Here is a 19,502-nt window from a genome sequence, read left to right as displayed (position 1 = left end):
GAAGGCAGTAATGACCAGGGGATTCCAAGCTCGTGCACGCGAGGCCACCGACGAAATCCGGTCCGCCACAGATCTGGTCGTGGACACCTGCGAAATCGGACAGGGTGACGCCCGTGACCTCGCACCCGGGGAGGCCGAAGCGATTCGCTCTGCCATGGGAAACGCAGCCCTCGACGACGTCGGCGACTACCTGCTCGCCACCGATCACATCCACGTCTCCTGGCGCACGGACGACCACTATCTTTACGGGGAGTTCTTCCTGAAGGATCTCCGGACTTGCCTGGCGGGCAATTACATCCCCTACGTGGACCCACGCCTGCCGCAGGAGGAGCAGCTCGTGATGGAGGAGCTCAAGACGTTGGAGGAGGCCCCTGGTTCCGGGCGTCTCACGGCACTGCGCGTCCCTCCGTACGCCGAAAGCCGAGAAATGTGGTTCTACGACACGAACCACCGCAGGCTGGAACTGCTCGATCTCGACTTCAAGGCCTACCTGGAGACCCTGCTCGTCACCAAGGGCATTCCGGGATGGCAATACCTGTTCACGGGCACGGACATGGGCCACAGGGAATTCAACGCCATCGTGCGCCAGCTGCGGATCTCACTGGAGTCGCTTGCCGACATGTTCCCGGGCCACGACTACAGCGACCTGCACGCCCGCCTGGAGGCCCGCCTGTGACCCGCTACCCCGACATCCCCAAGCCCATCCGCTCCGGCATCGTCGTCGTCGACCCCGACCGCGGGACCCCCCAGCGCATCATCGTCCTCCAGTTCAACCCCGACACCCTGGAGCGCAGTCTCTCGCCGCAGGCCGCCGGAGGGGCCGGTGATGCCGGGGGTGGGGGCAGTGGGTCCGGGGACAGGAACGAGGCTCTGCGGCTCAAGGGGCCCGCGCAGGAGACATGGAAGTTCACCGCCGAGATCGACGCCACCGATCAGTTCGAGGTCGCCGCTCCCGACGGGATCCATCCCGAGCTCGCGACGCTCGAGATGCTCGTGCATCCGACGACCGCGCAGTTGCAGGAGGCCTCCCGGCTGACGAAGAAGGGGACCATCGAGATCAGTCCGATCGAGATGCCGCTCACCCTCTTCACCTGGGGCAGCAAGCGCGTCATGCCCGTGCGGCTCACCGAACTGTCCATCAACGAGTCCGCGTTCGACGTGAACCTGAATCCGATCCGGGCCGCGCTGAGCATCGGCATGAAGGTGCTGAGCGTCAGCGATCTGCCGGCCGGGCACCGCGGGGCGGATCTGTACATGGCGCATCTCGCGCAGAAGGAGCGGCTCGCCAGGGCCGCGCGCAGCGGCGGGCTCGCCGCGCTGGGGCTGGCCGGGCGCACCGGCGTCGTCGGGAGGAGCTGACGGACATGGCAGACATCGAGCCGTACGAGAGCGCCCTGGACGCGATACCCGGCGCCCACCCCTACCCCCGGTCGAGCCGGTACCACGACGCGGAGATCGGGGTGCACCGCGGGGAGGACGGCAGGGAAGTGCGGTACACCAAGCGGAGGTTGCTGCCCCCGCTCGCCCAGGACGGGGACGAGTCCGCACCGCACACCGTCAGCAGCGGGGACCGTCCCGATCTGCTCGCCCAGCGGTACTTCGGCGACCCCGGCCAGTGGTGGCAGATCGCGGACGCCAACCCGGTGCTGGACCCGGCGGAGCTGACCGACGAGGCCGGGCGCACGATCCGTATCCCGCACGCCGGTGGGTTCCCCGCCTCGGGGGCTCCCTATGCCTGACGAGTCCGTCGGGCGGGGGCCCATCCACATCACCCTGCAGACGGGGCCGCGGCTGACCCGGCCCGTGCCGCCGGAGGTCACCGAGGCGCTGCTCTCGGCGCAGATCACGGCGACCGCGGGTGAACGCAGCGGATTCCAGCTGGCGTTCGACCTCACCAAGCGGGGCGCGCTCTCGCAGCGGCTGCTGCCCGAGGGGTTCTTCGATCCGAAGACCCGGGTGATCCTCTCCGTGAGCGTGAAGGGGACGGCGCAGGTGCTGCTGGACGGGCTCGTCGTGCGCCAGGAGGTCGGTGCCAGCAACGAGCCGGGGCATTCGACGCTGACCGTGACGGGTGAGGACCTGACGATCCTGATGGATCTGGAGGAGCGCACCGACCGCTATCCGAATCTGCGGCCGTCACAGCGGGTCGGCCGGATCCTCGCCAGGTACACCGACTACGGGATCGAACCGCGCGTCTTCCAGGAGAAGATCGAGCAGCCGCCGCGCGAGCAGCTCCGCGTCGAGTGCCAGACGGGCACCGACCTGAGCTACATCAACGAACTGGCCCGGGCCAACGGTTACGTCTTCTTCCTGGAGCCGGGTCCGCGGCCCGGTCACTCCACCGCGGTGTGGGGGCCGGAGATCCGGATCGGGGACCGTCAGCACGCGCTCAACGTGAACATGGACGTCAACTCGACCGTGGACCAGCTCACCTTCGCGTACGACGGGACCGCGCGGGAGGAGCCACAGGCCCGCGTGCAGAATCCGGCGACCCGCGACACGGTGCTGCTGCCGCAGCCCGACATCGGTCCACTGCGCCCGCCGCTGGGGCGGCGTGCGACGCCGGCGCTGAAGCGCCGGACGCTGTCGGGCACGGCGAAGAAGGAGTCCGAGCAGGCGCAGGCGGAGCTGCTGGCGCGGGCCGCGCTGTCCGCCGACGCCATCTCCGGGGCCGGTTCGCTCGACGTCAACCGGCACGGGTACATCCTGCGGCCGCGCGAGCTGGTCGGGGTGCGCGGGGCCGGGGTGACGTACGACGGCGACTACTACGTCAAGTCCGTCACGCACAACATCAGGCCCGGCTCGTACCAGCAGAACTTCACGCTCTCGCGCGAGGGGCTGATCGCCCGGAGCAGCACCGTTCGGCCTTGAGGAAGGCCTCAGGAAAGGTTCAGGGAAACGTCGCATGGCAGCAGGAGGGAACAACCGGTTCCTCGGCAAGTTCCGGGGGCGGGTGGTGAGCAACGACGACCCGCTGAAGATCGGCCGGGTCACGGTCAAGGTGCCGGATGTGCTCGGTGACGAGACGTCCACCTGGGCGCTGCCCTGCCTTCCGTTCACCGGCCGCGGGTCGGGGCAGTACGTCGTCCCCGCCGAAGGGGCGGGTGTGTGGGTGGAGTTCGAGCAGGGCGATCCGAGCTACCCGATCTGGACGGGGTGCTGGTACGGGGACCGCTCCGAACTGCCGCCGGACGCGCTCACGGGCGGGCCCGCGCACCAGAACGTGGTGATCCAGACCTCCGACCGGCACAAGTTCGTGATGGGTGACGTGCCGGGGGGCAACGGGATTCGGCTGGAGGCCGCGAGCGGTGCGTACATCCAGATCGACGAGAAGGGCGTGACCATCGCCAACGGCCGGGGCGCGTCGATCGTGCTGGACGGCGCCGAGGTCGACATCAACGACGGCCGGCTGATCGTGCCGGGCAAGCAGTGACCACACAACGGGGAGAGAAGTCTTGTCCGGACACTCCGGGAACTCCGGCGTCTGCATCAGCGCCGCCTCGGTCATGCACTGTCCGCACGGCGGCCGGGTGTTCGCCGCGTCGGCGGCCGGTGCGGTGCGCATCGACGGGCATCCCGTCCACACGGCCTCCGACGTCTTCGCCGTGACCGGCTGCGCGCACACGGTCGACAGTGTGCCTCGGCCGTGCACCAGCGCCCGTTTCGGCCCGCACATGTCCGGTGTGCTGGTGGACGGGATGCCGGTGCTGCTGGACACCACGGTGGCGCAGTGTTTCGGCGCCGCGCTCGTGCCGCAGGGACCGGTGGTCGTCTCCGCCGGACGACAGGGAGTGATGTGCCGATGAGGGCCGTCCGCAGTGACATCGCGTTTCCGTTCCGGAGCGACCGGCGCGGGCGTACCGCCCATGCCGCGCACGACGAGCATGTACGCGATCTGATCGAGCAGTTGCTGTTCACCAGCCCGGGCGAGCGGGTGATGCGGCCCGACTTCGGCTGCGGCCTGCTGGACCTGGTCTTCACCCCCAACAGCCCTGAGCTGGCCTCGGCGCTGGAGCTGTCGGTGGAGGCGTCGTTGCAGCGCTGGCTTGGTGAGCTGATCGAGGTGGAGTCGCTCGACGTGGTGAGCGAGGAGAACGTGGTCCGGGTGTTTCTGCGCTATTCGGTGCGCGCCACCGGGAGCCTGCGCGACGAAGTGTTCGAGGGGAGCGGGCCCGCATGAGCGGCGTGGAGGAGTTGGTCTGCCGTGGCGACGGCAGGCGTGGCAAAGTGCGTGCGGCGCAACTCGGCGGCGTGGACGCGGTGGAGGTGGGTGACGACGGGCTGACGCTGACCGTCACGTTCCTCGGCAAGGCGCCGCACGGGCTGTGCCCGGAGAACATCCGTATCGACGGCGGGCGGAGGGTCACCGGGATCGAGGCCGTCGACGTGCTCGTGGAGCGGGAGGAGGACCCCGAACTCGACGACCGGCTGCTGGTGACGCTGGATCGCACGGGGGACACCAGCCGGTACCGGCTGTCGGTGGTGGACACCGATCCTTACGGGCGGCCGGGCACGGAGCCGTTCCCCGGTTTCGACCAGCGGTACTTCTCGGCCGGCTTCGCGTTCCGGGCGGACTGCCCCACGCCGTTCGACTGCAAGGAGGAGCCGGGCGGCTGTCCGCCGGACTTCCCGGCCGCACCGGTCGTCGACTACACGGCGCGCGACTACGACACGATCCGCCGGCTGATCCTGGACCGGCTCGCGCTGACCACTGCGGACTGGATGGAGCGCAACCCGGCCGATCTCGGTGTGACGCTCGTGGAATTGCTGGCGCACACCGCCGACCGGATCAACTATCAGCAGGACGCGGTCGCGACGGAGGCATACCTCGACACCGCGCGGCGGCGGGTGTCGGTGCGCCGGCATGTGCGGCTGATCGACTATCCGATGCACGACGGCTGCAACGCCCGCGCGTTCGTCTCCGTCGAGGTGGCGCGCGAACTCACCCTGCTGCCGGGCACGTTCCGGTTCGCCGCGGTCGATGTCGCGCGGCTCGGCCCGCGGGACCGGCCCGAGACCGGGACGGTGATCGACGATCGTGATCTGGCGGTCCTCCAGGAGCGCGGCTGGGTCGAGGTGTTCGAGCCGGTCGTGGCCGCCGAGCCGCTGGTGCTGCGCCCGGCGCACAACACCGTCCGGTTCTGGACCTGGGGCGGTGAGGTGTGCTCGCTGCCGAAGGGGGCGACGTCGGCGACGCTGCGTGACGCGTGGGCGGACGAGGCGTGCTCCGTCCGGGAGCTGCGCCTCGCGCCGGGCGATCTGCTGCTGGTCGAGGAGGTCCGCGGGCCGCGTTCGGGCACGCCCGGCGACGCGGACCCGGCGCACCGGCAGGCCGTGCGGCTGACCTCCGTCACACCGGTGGTGGACGCCCTGTGCGACCAGCCGGTGCTGGAGGTCACCTGGGCGGCGGAGGACGCCCTGGCGTTCCCGGTGTGCCTGTCCACGCTCGGCGGCAGGGACTGCGAGCCGGTGGACGATGTGAGTGTGGCGCGCGGCAATGTGACGCTGGTCGACCACGGGCGTTCCCTGACGTTCTGCGACGGCACGGCGGAGATGCTGACCGTACCGACGGAGCCGGCCGTCCTCGGCTCGTGCGAGTCGGCCGGCTTCGGCTGCCGGGACCGGGACGCGGGGAACGCGGTCGCGGACCTGATCGGTGCCCGGCTGGACCAGACGCGGCACGGCAGGCTGCTGACCGCCGGTCAGATTCGGGAGCTGTTCGCGGTCGCCGGGGAGGACGAGACCGGCCGGGCCGGTCTCGGTCTGGAACTGGCGGGCCGGCGGCGCGAGAAGGTGGTGCCGGGCACCGCGTACGAGCAGGCGGAGGCGCTGGAGACGCTGCTCGCGCAGGTCGTGTATCCGGGCATCCGGCCGCGGTTCCGGCCGGTCCTGCACCGCTCCCCCGTGGTCCAGTCCGTGCCGTTCCCCCTCCCGGCGCATGTGTCGGGAGGGCAGGCGGCCCGGCTCGCGGCGATCCCGGGGCGGGTGCGGCAGCGGATGGTGGAGCTGTGGCGCAGCGCCCGGGACTGCGACGGCCTGACGGAGGCGGAGATCGCCGAGCTGACGGTGTTGTTCGGGCTGAAGGTGCTCGAACGGCTGGAGTTGCGCCGCCGTCCGGTGGCCGCCCTGCGGGAGCTGCTGCACCGCAGCGAGCGGCTGCTGGCCGCGAAGCTGCGGCGCCTTGAGGTCCTGACGGCCCGGGCGCGGGCGGGCGCCGTCCTCGACGGCGGTATCGCGTGGGAGATCGCGCACACCTGGGGTCCGGTGTACGCGTCCGGGCTGCATCCGGACGAGCCGGAGCTGCGCGGCCCGGCGGCGGCCCTCATCCAGGACCCGCGTCAGGCGCTGCCCGCGGTGCGGGTGGTGGACGCGGAGCGGGCGGAGGAGTGGACGGCCCGGCGGGATCTGCTGGCGAGCGGGAAGCGGGAGCGGCACCTCGTCGGCGAACTGGGGGACGACGGCCGGATCGCGCTGCGGTTCGGAGACGGGCGGCACGGGGCCCGGCCGCGGCCGGGCGCCCGGCTGGAGGTGCACTACCGGCTCGGCGGCGGCACCGCCGGGAACGTGGGCGCGGAGGCCATCAACCACCTCGTGCTGTGCCGCGATCCACGGGAGTCGGACACGGGCGAGGCGATGCCGGTCGCCGGAGTGCGCAATCCGCTTCCCGCGGTGGGCGGCACCGAGCCGGAGCCGTTGGAGCAGGTGCGCCAGCTGGCGCCGCTGGATCTGCGGCGCTCGCGGCAGCGTGCGGTGACCGCCGACGACTACGCGGCGCTGGCCTCGGCGCAGCCCGGGGTGCAGCGCGCGGCGGCGGAGATCCGCTGGACGGGCAGCGTGCAGGAGGCCCATGTGGCCGTGGACGCCCTGGGCGCCGGTGAGCCGTCGCCTCAGCTGCTCGACTCGGTGGCGTACGCGCTGGAGACCTACCGGCGCATCGGCCACGACCTGGTGGTGGGAGCGGCACGCATGGTGCCGCTGGACATCGCGCTGCGGGTGTGCGCGGCGCCCGGCCACCAGCACGGGCAGATACTCGCCGAGCTGTACCGGCTGCTGGGCAGCCGTGCTCTGCCCGGCGGACGGCTCGGCTTCTTCCACCCCGACGCGCTGTCGTTCGGCGAACCGGTGCGGCTGAGCCGCCTGGTGGCCGCTGCGGCGGCCGTGCCGGGCGTGGAGAGCGTACGGGTGACCAGGCTGGCCCGGCTGTTCGACGCCGGGCCCGTGCAGGAGACGGACGACACGGCACTGGAGGCAGGCGTGCTGCGGCTCGGCCCGCTGGAGATCGCGCGTTGCGACAACGACCCGGACCGGCCCGAGAACGGGCGGCTGTCCATCGAGATCGGCGGAGGTGCGCGATGAGCGGCACGTGCGGCTGCGGCCGCGGCGGGCACGACGAGCGCCATGCGCCGAAGGCCCTGTACAACCCACCGGGCCGGCGTGCGCTGGACTACCGTGTGGGCGCGTACGGCTCGTTCCTGGCCGCCATGCTGGACCGGCTGGCCTCGCCGGCCTATCCGGCGCTGCGCGGACTGACGGTCCGTACGCCGGACGATCCGGCCATCGGGCTGCTGGATGCCTGGGCGGTGGTCGGTGACCTGCTGACGTTCCATTCGGAGCGGATCGCGGACGAGGCGTATCTGCGCACGGCGAACGAGCACCGTTCGCTGGCGCTGCTGGGCAGGCTGGTGGGACACCGGCCGCGGCCGGGGGTCGCGGCGGACACGCATCTGGCGTACACCCTGGACCGGGACCCGCGGGATGCGGAGCTGTCCGTGCTGATCCCCCGGGGTGCGCGGAGCAACAGCGTGCCCACGACGTCCGACGAGGAGTCGCAGGTCTTCGAGACGAGCGAGGACCTGCTCGCGCGGGCGTCGTGGAACGAGCTCGCGGTGCGCCGGCGCAGGCCCTCGCTGCTCACCCCCGACGATCTCGGGCGGCGCTCGGAGATCTTCCTGGCGGGTACGTCCACGGGGCTGAGCACGGGTGACCGGCTGCTGTTCGTGTTCGCCGGCGAGGAGGGCGGGCCTGCGGGGCAGCGGCTGCTGCTGCCCGTCGCCCGGACGCGGATCGACCGTGACGACGACGTGACCGCGGTCGCACTGCCGCGGTCCGCGCCGCCGACGCTCGGCGAGCTGGTCGACGAACTGCGGCGGTGGATCACGGAGGACGACCGGGCGACGGAGGACGGCGAGCCCGCGCCCGACAACCCCAATCCGCGTCCGGTCAGCCGGTACATCGAGGAGTTCGACGCGTCGGTGCTCGCCCCGCTGCGGGCCGGCCTGGACGGTGTCGCGACGCCCGCGGCGTTCGCCGCTCTGCTGGCCGGTCCGCACGAACGGCTGGCCGAGGCGCAGGCGGTGGCCGCGGCCCACGAGGACGTGGCGGCCTGGTTCGAGCAGTTGGAGGCGGTGGTCGGCGAGCTGCGGGAGCGGGCGGCCGATCTGGAGCCCTCGCGCCCCGTGCCGCGGCCGGAGGAGCAGGCGGCCGGGAGCGCGCCGGCCCTGCGGGCGCTGGGCGCGGTGCTGCCGGCGCTGCGCACCCGTGATGTGCGGCCCGGCGCGGGCTTCCGCGCCCGGCCGGGGGACCGGCTTCCGGCCGCGGGCTCCGAACTGGGGGCCCAGCTGCTCGCCGCGCTCGATCCGCGGATCGCCGACGGGATGTACGTGGCGTGGCGGCATGCCGCGCCCACCGCGCCCGCGCTGCTCAGCGACCTGCAGGCGATGCGGGTGACGACGGCGCCGTTCGGCGCGACGGCGCCGCTGCGGCCGGTGCAGGACGAACGCGGCCGGGTGGTCCGGCAGGCGGACTGGCCGCTGACGGGTGCGGCGCTGACGACCCTGCGGGTCGTGTACGACCCGGCGGGCCGGGTTCCGATGCGCGCCGAGTTCCAGCACACTCAGACGGGTTCGTCGGTCCAGGTGTCGGAGAACCTGCCGGCCGAGAAGACCTTCGAGCTGGGGCCGGGGCGGATCACGCTGCGGACGCGCGCGGGCCAGGACCACGATCTGAGCTGGCTGAGCAGGCGGCCCGCGGACTCCCAGGAGCCCGGGGTCACGGCGGAGCTGTTCGACGGCCTGCCCGAGCGGACGCTGTTCGTGTCCCGTCCCGCCGAGGACGGCCGGGTGCATGTGGCCGTGCAGAACGGCGATCCGGTGAACTGGCGGCTCGCTCCCGGTGAGCGCCGCCAGGTCCGGCACGGGGGCCATGAGCTGACCGTGAGCTACACGGTGGGCAGCGAGCCGGCGAACGTGGTCATCGGTATCGCGACGGTGCCGGAGCCGGCGAACCGTCATGTCCTGCCGCTGGACTCGGTGCAGGACTCGGTGACGGTGGGCAGCTGGGTGGCGGTCGAACGTCCGCGCAAGGGCGCCGAGGGCCCCGACGCGATCCCCGGCGACCCGCGGCTGAGCTTCGTCACGACCCGGGTGACCGCCGTGCGCACGGCCGTGTACACCAACTACGGCATCACGGGCCGCGGCACGGAGCTGACACTGGCCGATCCGTGGCTCGACGAGCACGACGTGCTGCTGTCCAACATCCGTGACACCACGGTGCACGCGGGCGGGCAGCCCCTGCGGCTCGCGGGCGAACCGCTCGGCGAGGACGTGCACGGCGACGAGATCGAACTCGCCGAGCTGTACGACGGGTTGCGCCCGGGCCGGCATCTGGTGGTCTCCGGGGAGCGTACGGACGTGCTGCCACAGTCCCCCGCCGTTTCGGGGGTGACGGGCACGGAACTGGTGGTGATCGCGGATGTGGAGCAGGTGCTCGACCGGCGTCTGCCGGGCGACCATGTGCACACGCGTCTTTCGCTGACGCGGAAGCTGGCGTACCGCTACCGTCGCGACACGGTGCGCGTGCTCGGCAATGTGGTGCCGGCGACGCACGGCGAGAGCCGGGACGAGCCGATCGGCAGCGGGGACGCGAACCGGCCGAACCAGACGTTCGCGCTGTGGCAGTCCCCGCTGACGTGGCTGCCCGCCGACACTCCCCTGGGGGCGACGCCGGTGCTCGAGGTCCGTGTCGACGGGCTGCTGTGGCACGAGGTGGACAGTCTCGCCGGGCGCGGCGCCACCGAGAGGGTGTACGTCACCGGCACCACGGCCGACGGCCGTACGACGGTGACGTTCGGCGACGGGGTGCACGGGGCGCGGCTGCCCAGCGGGAGCGAGAACGTCCGCGCCCGCTACCGTTTCGGCACCGGCCGCGCGGCCAACGTGCGGGCGAACCGCGTCACCCAGGCCGTGACCCGCCCGCTCGGGGTCACGGGCGTCACCAATCCTCAGCCGGCGACGGGCGGCGCGGACGCCGACGGTCCCGGCCTGACCCGGCGCACGGTGCCGCTCGCGGTGTCGGCGCTCGACCGGCTCGTGTCGGTGGCGGACTACGAGGACTTCGCACGCTCCCGGGCCGGGATCGGCCGGGCGGTGGCACGGGAGGTCTTCGACGGCCGCAGGCAGGTGCTGCATGTGACGGTAGCCGGGGTGGACGACATCCCGATCGCCGAGGACTCCCAGGTGCTGCGCGCCCTGCGGTCCTCGCTGGCCGAGTACGGCGACTCGCGCCTGCCGGTGCGGGTGGACGTACGGGAGCTGGTGCTGCTGCTGATCGCGGCGAAGGTGAAGGTCGCGCCGGACCACAGCTGGCAGGTGGTGGAGCCCCGGCTGCGGCAGGCGCTGCTGCGCGAGTTCGGCCCCTCGATGCGCGAACTGGGCCGCCCCGCACAGCTGTCAGACCTGCTGGCGACGGCGCATCGCGTACCCGGCGTCGACTTCGTCGACGTGGACGTCTTCGGCGGGGTGCCCGCGTCGGTCACCCCCGACGGCCTGACCCGCCTCGCCGAGAGGCTCACCGAGCTACGGCCCACGGTCCCGGCGCGGCTCGCCGCGTACGACGAGGACGTGCACACGGTCACCGCCGAGGACGGCGAGACCCTGACCGAGGTGGCGACCCGGTACGGCATCCCGCTGTCCGAACTGCTGCGTCTCAACCCGGACATCACCGACACCCGGCCGCTGGAGAAGGGGCGTGCCGTGTGGATCTTCCGCGGGGTCCGCCCCGCCCAGCTCGCCCTGCTGTCCCCGCATGTCGCGGACACGCTGATTCTCACGGAGGTCACCGCATGAACACGCACGAAAGGAGCGCCGCATGAGCAGGGAACCGGACGGGCTCGCGGAGCTGCTCCCCCAGTGGCACCGGCTCCGGGACACCGAGGCCGGGGAACCCCTGCGGGCGCTCCTCGCGGTGATCGCCGAGCAGGTCGACCTGGTGCGCGACGGCGTGGAGCAGGGGTACGAGGACCTGTTCGTGGAGACGGCCGCGCCCTGGGTGCTGCCGTACATCGGCGACCTGGTGGGGTACAAGCCGCTGCCGGGCTACGAGAGGGTGCGCACGGACGGGCTCGGTGACGCGGGCCGGGACGCCTCGCGCGGCGCGCTCGCCGAGGCGCTCGCCCCGCGCCGCGACGTGGCGGCCACGGTCGCCAACCGGCGCCGCAAGGGCACGCTGCATCTGCTGGAGGAGCTGGCGCGGGAGATCGGCGGATGGCCCGCGCGGGCGGTGGAGTTCTCCCGGCTCGTCTCCCACCATCAGCCGGTGAAGCTGTACGGCTCTCATCCGGCGGCCGCCGATGTGCGGCGCGCCGGACGCGGCAGGCTCGCCGACGTCCGAGAAGGCGCGGAACTCGACCTGGCGGGCGGGCCGTTCGGGAACACAGCCCGATCGGTGGATGTGCGCAGGGCGGGCTCGGCGCGCCGCCGGGGCGGCTTCTCGCCGGCCGGGGTGGGACTGTTCGTGTGGCGGCTGAAGCCGTACCACCTCAACCGGGCGCCGGCGTACTGCATCGACCGTGCGCGGAGCCTGTACACGTTCTCGATCCTGGGCAACGACGCCCCGCTGGTGACGAATCCGGTACCGGAGCCGTCGGCGACTCACATCGCCACGATCGACAACGTGCCCGCGTTCATCCGGCGCCGGCAGCTCGCCGACCGGCTCGCGGACTACTACGGGCCCGGCAAGAGCTTCACCATCTGGCGGGACGGCCAGGACGAGCCGGTGCCCATGTCGGACATCGTGGTCGCCGATCTGTCGCAGTGGCGCTACCGGCCCAGGCGCGGCCAGGTGGCGGTCGACCCGGAGCTGGGGCGGATCGCGTTCGGCTCCCGTTCGGCGCCGCGGCAGGGCGTGTGGGTGACGTACCACTACGCGTTGGGCGACGACATCGGCGGCGGCGAGTACCAGCGGGAGCGGGACACCTCACCTGCGGCGAAGGTCTACCGGGTCGGTCCCGGCGGCGGCCACCAGAAGATCATGGACGCGTACGAGGAGTGGCACGAGGACCGCAGGGCCGGCCGCTGCGGGCCCGAGGGCGTCATCGAGATCACGCACAGCGGCGCGTACCAGGAGCAGCTGGACTTCGATCTGGAGCGGGGGGACCGGCTGGAGTTGCGTGCGGCCGAGGGCTGCCGTCCGGTGGTCCGTCTCCTCGACTGGTACAGCAACCGTCCCGACGCGCTCAACATCCGGGCGCAGGAGGAGGACTGCGGGGCCGAGGCGCCGCGCATCGTGCTGGACGGTCTGCTGATCACGGGCCGCGGCCTGCATGTGAGCGGGCCGGTGGGCGCGGTGGTGCTGCGGCACTGCACGCTGGTGCCGGGCTGGTCGCTGGAGCCGGACTGCGATCCGCACTCCCCGGAGGAGCCGAGCCTGGTGCTGGACCGGACGACGGCCTGTGTGCAGATCGAGCACAGCGTCCTGGGCACGATCGAGGTCATCGGGGACGAGGTGAACCACGATCCGCTGCCGATCCACATCAGGGACAGCGTCCTGGACGCCACCGGTCACGACCGGGAGGCGTTGTCGGCGCCGGACTGCCGGCTGGCGCACGCGGTGCTGCACGCCTACCGGACCACCGTGATCGGCGAAGTGCACACCCATGCGGTGGACATCGCCGAGAACAGCGTCTTCACCGGGCGGATGCGGGTGGCCAGGCGCGGCATCGGCTGCCTGCGGTACTCGTACGTGCCCCCGGGCTCCCGCACCCCGCGCCGTCACCGCTGCCAACCGGACCTCGCGGGCGATGAGCTGCTGCGTCCGCTGTTCACCAGCGAGAGGTACGGCACCCCCGCGTACGCCCGGCTCGCCGGCGCATGCCCGCCGGAGATCCGGCGCGGCGCCGACGACGGCTCCGAGATGGGCGTCTTCCACGACCTGTACGAACCGCAGCGCGAGGACAGCCTGCGGGCCCGGCTCGCCGAGTACACCCCGGCCGGTACGGACGCCGGGATCATCCCCGTCACCTGACACGACTTTCACGACTGCCGAACTTCCCGAGGGGGACCCCAACTCATGCACGCAGACATCTCCCGCGTCACCTTCCGGCCGGAGAGGCACTACTCGGCGGTGCTCGCCCAGCAGGGCCGGGTACAGCTGGACGCGGACGCCAACGAGCAGACGGCGATCCAGCTGCACCGGGCGCGTACCGTCACCCGCGATCTGATCGGACAGCACGGCGGTCCGCAGGGGGCGACCGGCTTCGCGGTGCGCTTCCTCGGCGGCAGCCGGGAGCTGGACGACCTGTCGATCGGCGGCGGCCGCTACTACGTCGACGGCATCCTCCTCGACGCGACCCGTCCGGCGCCGGGCGTACCGGTCACCGACGGGGCCGCCGACGGGGAGGCCACCGGCACCCCGCAACCGCCGTCGACCTGGACCTACTGGGACCAGCCTGACGGCTACCGGGACCCGGAGCGGCCCGGTGACCGGCTGCCCACCCAGTTCCCTTATCTGGCCGCGCTGAAGGTGTGGGAACGGGTCGTGACCGCCGCCGAGGACCCGCTGCTGCGCGAGGTGGCCCTCGGTTCCGCCATGCCCGACACCGCCGCGCGCGTGAAGGTGGTGTGGCAGGTGGTCCCGGTGCCGGGCTCGGCGCTCGAGCTCGAGGACGGGGCGACGAAGGACCAGGTGCGGACCGCGTTCGACACGTGGGCCACGGCGCAGGCGCCGACGGCGCGGATGGCCGCACGCAGCGAGCGCCCGGACCGCGCGGACGAGGACCCCTGCCCGGTGCAGCCGGACGCCCGCTACCGCGGACCGGAGAACCAGTTGTACCGGGTGGAGATCCATGAGGGCGGGGCGGCGAAGGACGCGACGTTCAAGTGGTCGAGGGAGAACGGGTCGGTGTCCTTCCCGGTCGACGAACTCGACGGGACCTGGGTGGAACTGGCCTCGCTCGGCAGTGACGACAAGCTCGACCTGAACGTGGGCGACTGGGTCGAGTTCACCGACACCGCCTACACCAGCCGCCGTGAGCCGCTGCCGCTGCTGCGGGTCGAGGAGTTGGACCTGCCGGGGCGCAGGGTGCGGCTCTCCGGCGAGCCGGACCCGTCGGTCGGCAGGCGGCCGGAGCTCCACCCGTATCTGCGCCGCTGGGACCACCGGCCCCCCGCGGGGCGCGGCAAGGGGGGTGCGGCGAAGACGCGCGGCGGGGCACTGCGGATCGAGGAGGGTGCCTGGCTGCCGCTGGAGGACGGCGTGTTCGTGTACTTCGAGCCCGGCCGTACCTATCGCTCCGGCGACTTCTGGACCGTGGCGGCGCGTACGGCGACGGGCGATGTGGAGTGGCCCACCGACAGCGCACGCCGTCCGCTGCTGCGCTCTCCCCACGGCATCGAGGTGCACTACGCACCCCTGGCGTGGGTGCTCGGTGAGGGGTCCGTCGCCGATCTGCGCCTGGTCTTCGGCGGTTTGGCGGCACCGATCCCGGCGGCCGACGCGGAGGCGCTGGCGGCCGAGGCGAGTGCGGAGGAGGAGGCCGTGGCCGCGGAGCGTGCCGCGCAGGACGGTTCGGCGGGAACGGAGACCGGGCAGGACGATCAGGGACGACCGGAGAACTGACGGACTCCCGGGGAAGGAGCACGACCATGGCTACACCTCTGTCGGCCGACAAATTACTGAAGGTCCTCCGCGACGAAGGTCTGCGCGTCGTCGAGCACCGCAGCTGGCGCACGCACAACCGCAACCACAAGGGCCCGTGGGGCCCGGTGAACGGTGTGATGATCCATCACACCGTGACGAAGGGCACCGAGAGCTCCGTCGAACTCTGCTACAACGGCCACTCCAGTCTGCCGGGCCCGCTGTGCCACGGTGTCATCGCCAAGGACGGCACGGTCTATCTCGTCGGCAACGGGCGGGCGAACCACGCCGGCCTCGGCGACGACGACGTCCTGCGGGCGGTCGTCAACGAGTCGGAGCTGCCCGCCGACAACGAGGCCAACACCGACGGCAACAGACACTTCTACGGATTCGAGTGCATCAACCTCGGTGACGGCAAGGACCCTTGGCCCGCGGCGCAGCTGGAGGCCATGGAGAAGGCGGCCGCGGCGATCTGCCGGGCGCATGGGTGGTCGCACCGGTCGGTGATCGGGCACAAGGAGTGGCAGCCGGGTAAGGTCGACCCGCGCGGTTTCACCATGGACTCGATGCGCAACCGGATCAAGGAGCGGCTGGGCGGCAGCCCGGACGGCCCGCCGCCACCGCCGCCGGAGCCGCGGTACGAGCCGTTCCCCGGCGCGGCGTTCTTCCAGTCCGGGCGGCGCAGCCCGATCATCACGGCGATGGGCAAGCGGCTGGTCGCCGAGGGCTGCGGCCGCTACGAGGAGGGACCGGGACCGCAGTGGACCGAGGCCGACCGCAAGTCGTACGCGGCCTGGCAGCGCAAGCTCGGCTACTCCGGCAGCGACGCGGACGGCATCCCGGGCAAGACCAGTTGGGACAAGCTGAAGGTGCCCAACGTCTGAACTGCCCCGCGGCGGCCGGGGATCCCTCGGGGCCTCCGGCCGCCGCGCTGTGTCGGGTGCGGCTCGCGGTGGAGTGTGCGGGGGTGGGGCGGGCGTGTCAGGTGCGGCTCGCGGTGCAGTCCGCGGGGGTGGGCCGGCCGGTCGGCCAGGCGAGGCCGACGAAGCGGATGCGGCCGGGTGCGTCGGGGGCGAGTTCCACGACGGATACCGCCTTGTTGTAGGGGTTGCCGTAGTTGTCCAGGCAGATCCAGCCGCTGGCGCCGTCGACCTTGCCCATGCCGTGCAGCCGCAGCCACGAGTCGCTGATGCGGCCGAGGGTGGGGATGACGGGGTCGCCGTCGTCGCGCATCCGGATGGCGGTGATAGCGGTGAGGCCCGCGTCGTAGAAGGTTATGGTCCGCGAGTCGGTGAGTTCCACCGTGCCGATGTTTCCGACCTCCTTGCTGGTCGCCAGGTCGGCAAGGGTGCGGTAGGCGGCGGCGGAGCCGCCGGTGGCCGGCGCGTCGGGTCCGGTCCAGGAGTCGGGGTGGGCGACGGCGGCGTACTGAAGGGTCACGCCCTTGCGGAAGGCCTCCCAGTCGAGGAGCTTGTCCGAGGAGAGGGTGGAGGCGCCGGAGCCGGTGATGACGGTGTACTTCTTCTCGGTGCAGCCCCGGTTGCCCAGTTCGTTGACGAACTGCCGCAGTTGGACGGGGCGTCCGGCGAAGTAGATGACCTTGGCGGCCGAGGTGCAGATGGTGTCGACCATCTGGTCGAAGGCGTTGGCGGTGGTGCCCTCCTCGTGGAACTCCTCGGGCGCGCGGTACTGCTCGGGTGCACGGGGCGATCCGAGGGTCCGTTCGGCGAAGGCCCGCTTGAGCGCGTCGACGTAGTTGTCGCCGGTGCGGATGTCCTCGACGACCAGGGTGTGCTTGGGGTCGATGTCCTTGTTGAAGTGGGACAGTGCCTTGGCCTGGTCGGTGGTGGTGGGCACGACGCGGGCGAGTCCCGGGTAGGCGTCGGGCCTCGTGGGGCTGTTGCCCGAGTCGTCGGCGGTGATGGGGCCGCCGACGACAGGAATGCCGCGCTCCCTGGTGAGATAGCCGATGGCCGCCTGGGTGGTGGCGGTGGAGACGTCGAAGCCGATCACGGCCCGCAGGTTGTCGGTCGTGGACTCGGACATGGCACCGAGCTGTTCGGCGACGGGCCTCCAATGAACGTGGCTGCGGCCGGGGTTGGCGAGAAGGAGCCGTATCGCCGGCTTCTTGCTGTTGGAGTCGTGGTTGGCGCGGTACTGGGCGAGGTAGGCGCCCTGCACCTCGTGGAGGGTCTTTTGCTGTTCGAAGCTCTGGGCGGGTGCCATCGGCAGCATCACGGCGACGGAGACGTGCGGTTCGTCCTCGATCCGCTCGTTCTCGGCCTTGATCCGTGCGCTGACCTCCTTGAGATTGGCGGCGAAGACGAAGCTGCCGTCGGTGACGCCCGTGCATTCCCTGGCGCCTTCGGGGCCGCGTTCCTCGATGCCCTTCCCACAGGCCGGGTCGGGCCCGAAGACGACGAGGCCGGTCCACACGGCCGCGCCGAGGACGGCCAGGGCGACCACGAACGCGGCCGCCTTGGTGAGCGGCCCGCCGGGGAGTCTTGCGATGAACGACGTCATGACGTGGCACCTTCCTGGACGGGCAGGTCGGGGGCCTGTGCTCCGGCCCGCAGACGGGCCGGCCAGGCGGCGGACGCCTCGCGGTAGGCGCCGTGCGCGGCCCTGTTGCCGTACAGCGTCTCCAGCGCGATGCGGACGGTGGTCAGTTCGTCCTCACGGGGGGCGAGGGTGAGCGGGTCGGACAGCCGCCACAGCAGGGGCACCAGGGAGGCGACGGCCTCGTGGTGGGGGCCCGGGACGTCGCTGCCGCAGGCCGTGCACGACAGAGTGGGACTGCCCGCCGGGGGTTCGTAGCCCTCGCGGGGATGGGGGGCGGCGCAGATCAGGTTGAGCGAGGTCAGCCATTCGGCGGGCGGGGCGACGGTGAACCGGTGGTGCAGGACGCAGACCACCTCCTCCACCCGGCCGAGGGCGAGCGTGTGGTGCAGATAGGTGTCGCCGCGCGGGTCGCACAGGGAGCGCAGGCGCAGCTGGGTGTCGCGCCAGCGCTCATGGGTGATGGTGGCGGCCAGCCGGTGCCGCAGCAGCAGATCGAGGGCACGGTCGCCGTCGAGACAGGACCGGGTGCGGTAGTCGTCGGCCTCGCGGACGCGGGCGGCGACCAGCTCCTCGGAGTGGTCCTCGGGATGGGCGAAGGTCCACAGTCCGCGCCGAGTGCCCGCATCGGCCGCGGCCGACAGCAGCACCAGACGCTCCTGCATCACGGGGTCCGGCAGAAGTTTGGCGAGGAGCGCGGGTGCCGCTTCGTCGAGGAGTTCCCGGCTGCGTATCGTGCCCGCTTCCTCGACGCGGCGCACGGCCGCGTCCGCGAGGATACGGGCGCTCGCCGCCCGGCCGCCGATGTAGCGGGCGACGACGCGGGGCAGATGGTCGGGGTAGTCGACGGGGCTGAGCATCTCCGCGATGTGGGCGGGTTCGATGTCGGGGATGCTCAGCACCAGGGGCCTGGCCTGCGGTACGGCGTCGCCGCCGACCTCGCTCAGCGGTGGATGCCGGTGGCCCTTGCCGAGCAGCGTGGCGAGGGCCACGGGCCGGGTCGGGTACTTGCCCGCGGCGCCGTGTCCGGAGTCGAGCAGGGCCAGGAAGGTGCGTCCGACGTCGGTGTGGGCGTTGTCGAGGAGCAGCAGCGGTCTGGGCTTCTTGTTGAGCCGGCGCAGTGTGCCGTAGTTGGCGTCGATGTCGCCGAGGAGGGCGGCGACGAGATGCTTTTCGGCGGTGCGTCTGCGGTCGTCGAGCCGGCGGAAGCCGCGGACGAACTGGAAGAGCCGTTGCAGGGAGTCGCCCTGGTAACCCTGGGAGCGGTGCAGCCGGCCGCCCCACCAGGCGAGCGCGCCCTTGTCCGGCTCGCTCCTGACGAGCTGCGCCCGCGCGGTGTCGAGGACGATCCCGGCGATGGCGTCGAGGCCGGGGACGGCGGACAGGACCTGAGGGAGATTGGCGGTGACGACGTCGAACCAGCGGCCGAGGCTCTCCCTGCGGCGGCGTACGTCGGGGTCCTCGGCGGTGATCAGGGTGCGCAGATCGGCTTCCGCCCGGCGCAGGTCGGGGGGCCGCACATCGACCTCGTCGCTGTTCTGCGGCTGCCAGGCGGTGACGACGAGGAGGCCGAGCGACAGCCGCGGGAAGGCCATCGGCCGACCGAAGTGGCGTACTTCCAAGCCGAGTTTGTAGGCGAGGAGATACAGCAGGTGGGTGATCCGGGAGGCGTTGGGGACGTCGTCGTCGCCGTCTGCGACGCCGGGCTCGCCGAATCCCGGAGCCCCGAGATCGACCCGCGCGAGCGGCACCCGGCCGTTGTACGCGTCATGGACGGCACCCAGCAGGGCTGTCTTGCCGCTTCCGCGTCCGCCCACGATCCGTATCACGGGCGCGCCCTTGGGATAGGCGAAGGCGACCTGGTACCCGTCTTCGTGGTGCAGTCCCACCAGCCGGGGGACGAAGTCTTCCTGCAGGGCCTGCTGACCGTACAGTCTCCCGCCCATGGCGCTCCCCCGCCTCCCCCTGCCAGCCGCGCATCATGAGATCAACTCGCCGTGCACAGAAGGAATTTACCTGACATACGCCTGCTC

14 protein-coding genes are annotated in these 19,502 nt (G+C 72.0%); 12 read left to right on the top strand and 2 right to left on the bottom strand.

Annotated features, from left to right (window positions below):
- The first annotated feature begins 154 nt into the window (after positions 1–154).
- The 12 genes from J7E88_RS19605 to J7E88_RS19550 are packed head-to-tail and all read left to right on the top strand — an operon-like array spanning position 155 to position 15,794.
- Positions 155–676: a hypothetical protein gene (locus J7E88_RS19605; protein WP_215182807.1), complete on the top strand. Its 522-nt coding sequence runs from the start codon at positions 155–157 to the stop codon at positions 674–676.
- Entirely contained in the window at positions 673–1,359 is a 687-nt protein-coding gene (locus J7E88_RS19600) for a hypothetical protein (RefSeq protein WP_215182805.1), read from the top strand. Before J7E88_RS19605 ends, J7E88_RS19600 begins: the two co-directional genes overlap by 4 nt.
- Positions 1,360–1,364: 5 nt before the next feature.
- Positions 1,365–1,739: a hypothetical protein gene (locus J7E88_RS19595; RefSeq protein ID WP_215182803.1), complete on the top strand. Its 375-nt coding sequence runs from the start codon at positions 1,365–1,367 to the stop codon at positions 1,737–1,739.
- On the top strand, positions 1,732–2,871 hold the full coding sequence (locus J7E88_RS19590; protein WP_215182801.1) for a hypothetical protein: 1,140 nt from the start codon (positions 1,732–1,734) through the stop codon (positions 2,869–2,871). The genes J7E88_RS19595 and J7E88_RS19590 overlap by 8 nt, the downstream gene beginning before the upstream one ends.
- A gap of 34 nt (positions 2,872–2,905) precedes the next feature.
- On the top strand, positions 2,906–3,433 hold the full coding sequence (locus J7E88_RS19585) for a phage baseplate assembly protein V (protein ID WP_215182799.1): 528 nt from the start codon (positions 2,906–2,908) through the stop codon (positions 3,431–3,433).
- 22 nt (positions 3,434–3,455) lie between these two features.
- Positions 3,456–3,806: a hypothetical protein gene (locus J7E88_RS19580; protein WP_251022877.1), complete on the top strand. Its 351-nt coding sequence runs from the start codon at positions 3,456–3,458 to the stop codon at positions 3,804–3,806.
- The gene (locus J7E88_RS19575) at positions 3,803–4,180 is read left to right on the top strand and encodes a GPW/gp25 family protein (RefSeq protein WP_215182797.1); all 378 of its coding nucleotides are present in this window, start codon (positions 3,803–3,805) and stop codon (positions 4,178–4,180) included. The genes J7E88_RS19580 and J7E88_RS19575 overlap by 4 nt, the downstream gene beginning before the upstream one ends.
- Positions 4,177–7,356, top strand: a complete 3,180-nt coding sequence (locus J7E88_RS19570) for a putative baseplate assembly protein (protein WP_215182795.1) — start codon at positions 4,177–4,179, stop codon at positions 7,354–7,356. The genes J7E88_RS19575 and J7E88_RS19570 overlap by 4 nt, the downstream gene beginning before the upstream one ends.
- Positions 7,353–11,123, top strand: coding sequence for a putative baseplate assembly protein (locus tag J7E88_RS19565; protein ID WP_215182794.1), 3,771 nt, complete (start codon positions 7,353–7,355; stop codon positions 11,121–11,123). The genes J7E88_RS19570 and J7E88_RS19565 overlap by 4 nt, the downstream gene beginning before the upstream one ends.
- 22 nt (positions 11,124–11,145) lie before the next feature.
- Positions 11,146–13,299, top strand: a complete 2,154-nt coding sequence (locus J7E88_RS19560; protein ID WP_215182791.1) for a hypothetical protein — start codon at positions 11,146–11,148, stop codon at positions 13,297–13,299.
- Between the two features lie 45 nt (positions 13,300–13,344).
- Positions 13,345–14,892, top strand: a complete 1,548-nt coding sequence (locus J7E88_RS19555; RefSeq protein WP_215182790.1) for a DUF6519 domain-containing protein — start codon at positions 13,345–13,347, stop codon at positions 14,890–14,892.
- Positions 14,893–14,918: 26 nt separating this feature from the next.
- Complete coding sequence (locus J7E88_RS19550) at positions 14,919–15,794, top strand: peptidoglycan-binding protein (protein ID WP_215182788.1); 876 nt, start codon at positions 14,919–14,921, stop codon at positions 15,792–15,794.
- A gap of 97 nt (positions 15,795–15,891) precedes the next feature.
- Here J7E88_RS19550 and J7E88_RS19545 read toward each other — a convergent pair whose 3' ends face one another.
- Together J7E88_RS19545 and J7E88_RS19540 are read right to left on the bottom strand one after the other, a co-directional pair.
- Positions 15,892–17,433: an ABC transporter substrate-binding protein gene (locus J7E88_RS19545; RefSeq protein WP_215182786.1), complete on the bottom strand. Its 1,542-nt coding sequence runs from the start codon at positions 17,431–17,433 to the stop codon at positions 15,892–15,894.
- On the bottom strand, positions 17,430–19,415 hold the full coding sequence (locus tag J7E88_RS19540; protein WP_215182785.1) for a hypothetical protein: 1,986 nt from the start codon (positions 19,413–19,415) through the stop codon (positions 17,430–17,432). Before J7E88_RS19540 ends, J7E88_RS19545 begins: the two co-directional genes overlap by 4 nt.
- Positions 19,416–19,502 lie beyond the last annotated feature (87 nt).

The sequence above is a fragment of the Streptomyces sp. ISL-10 genome (assembly GCF_018614575.1).
Taxonomy (GTDB): domain Bacteria; phylum Actinomycetota; class Actinomycetes; order Streptomycetales; family Streptomycetaceae; genus Streptomyces.
The sequence above is the reverse complement of the archived record's forward strand: the minus strand, read 5'-3'. Positions and strand labels throughout refer to the sequence as shown.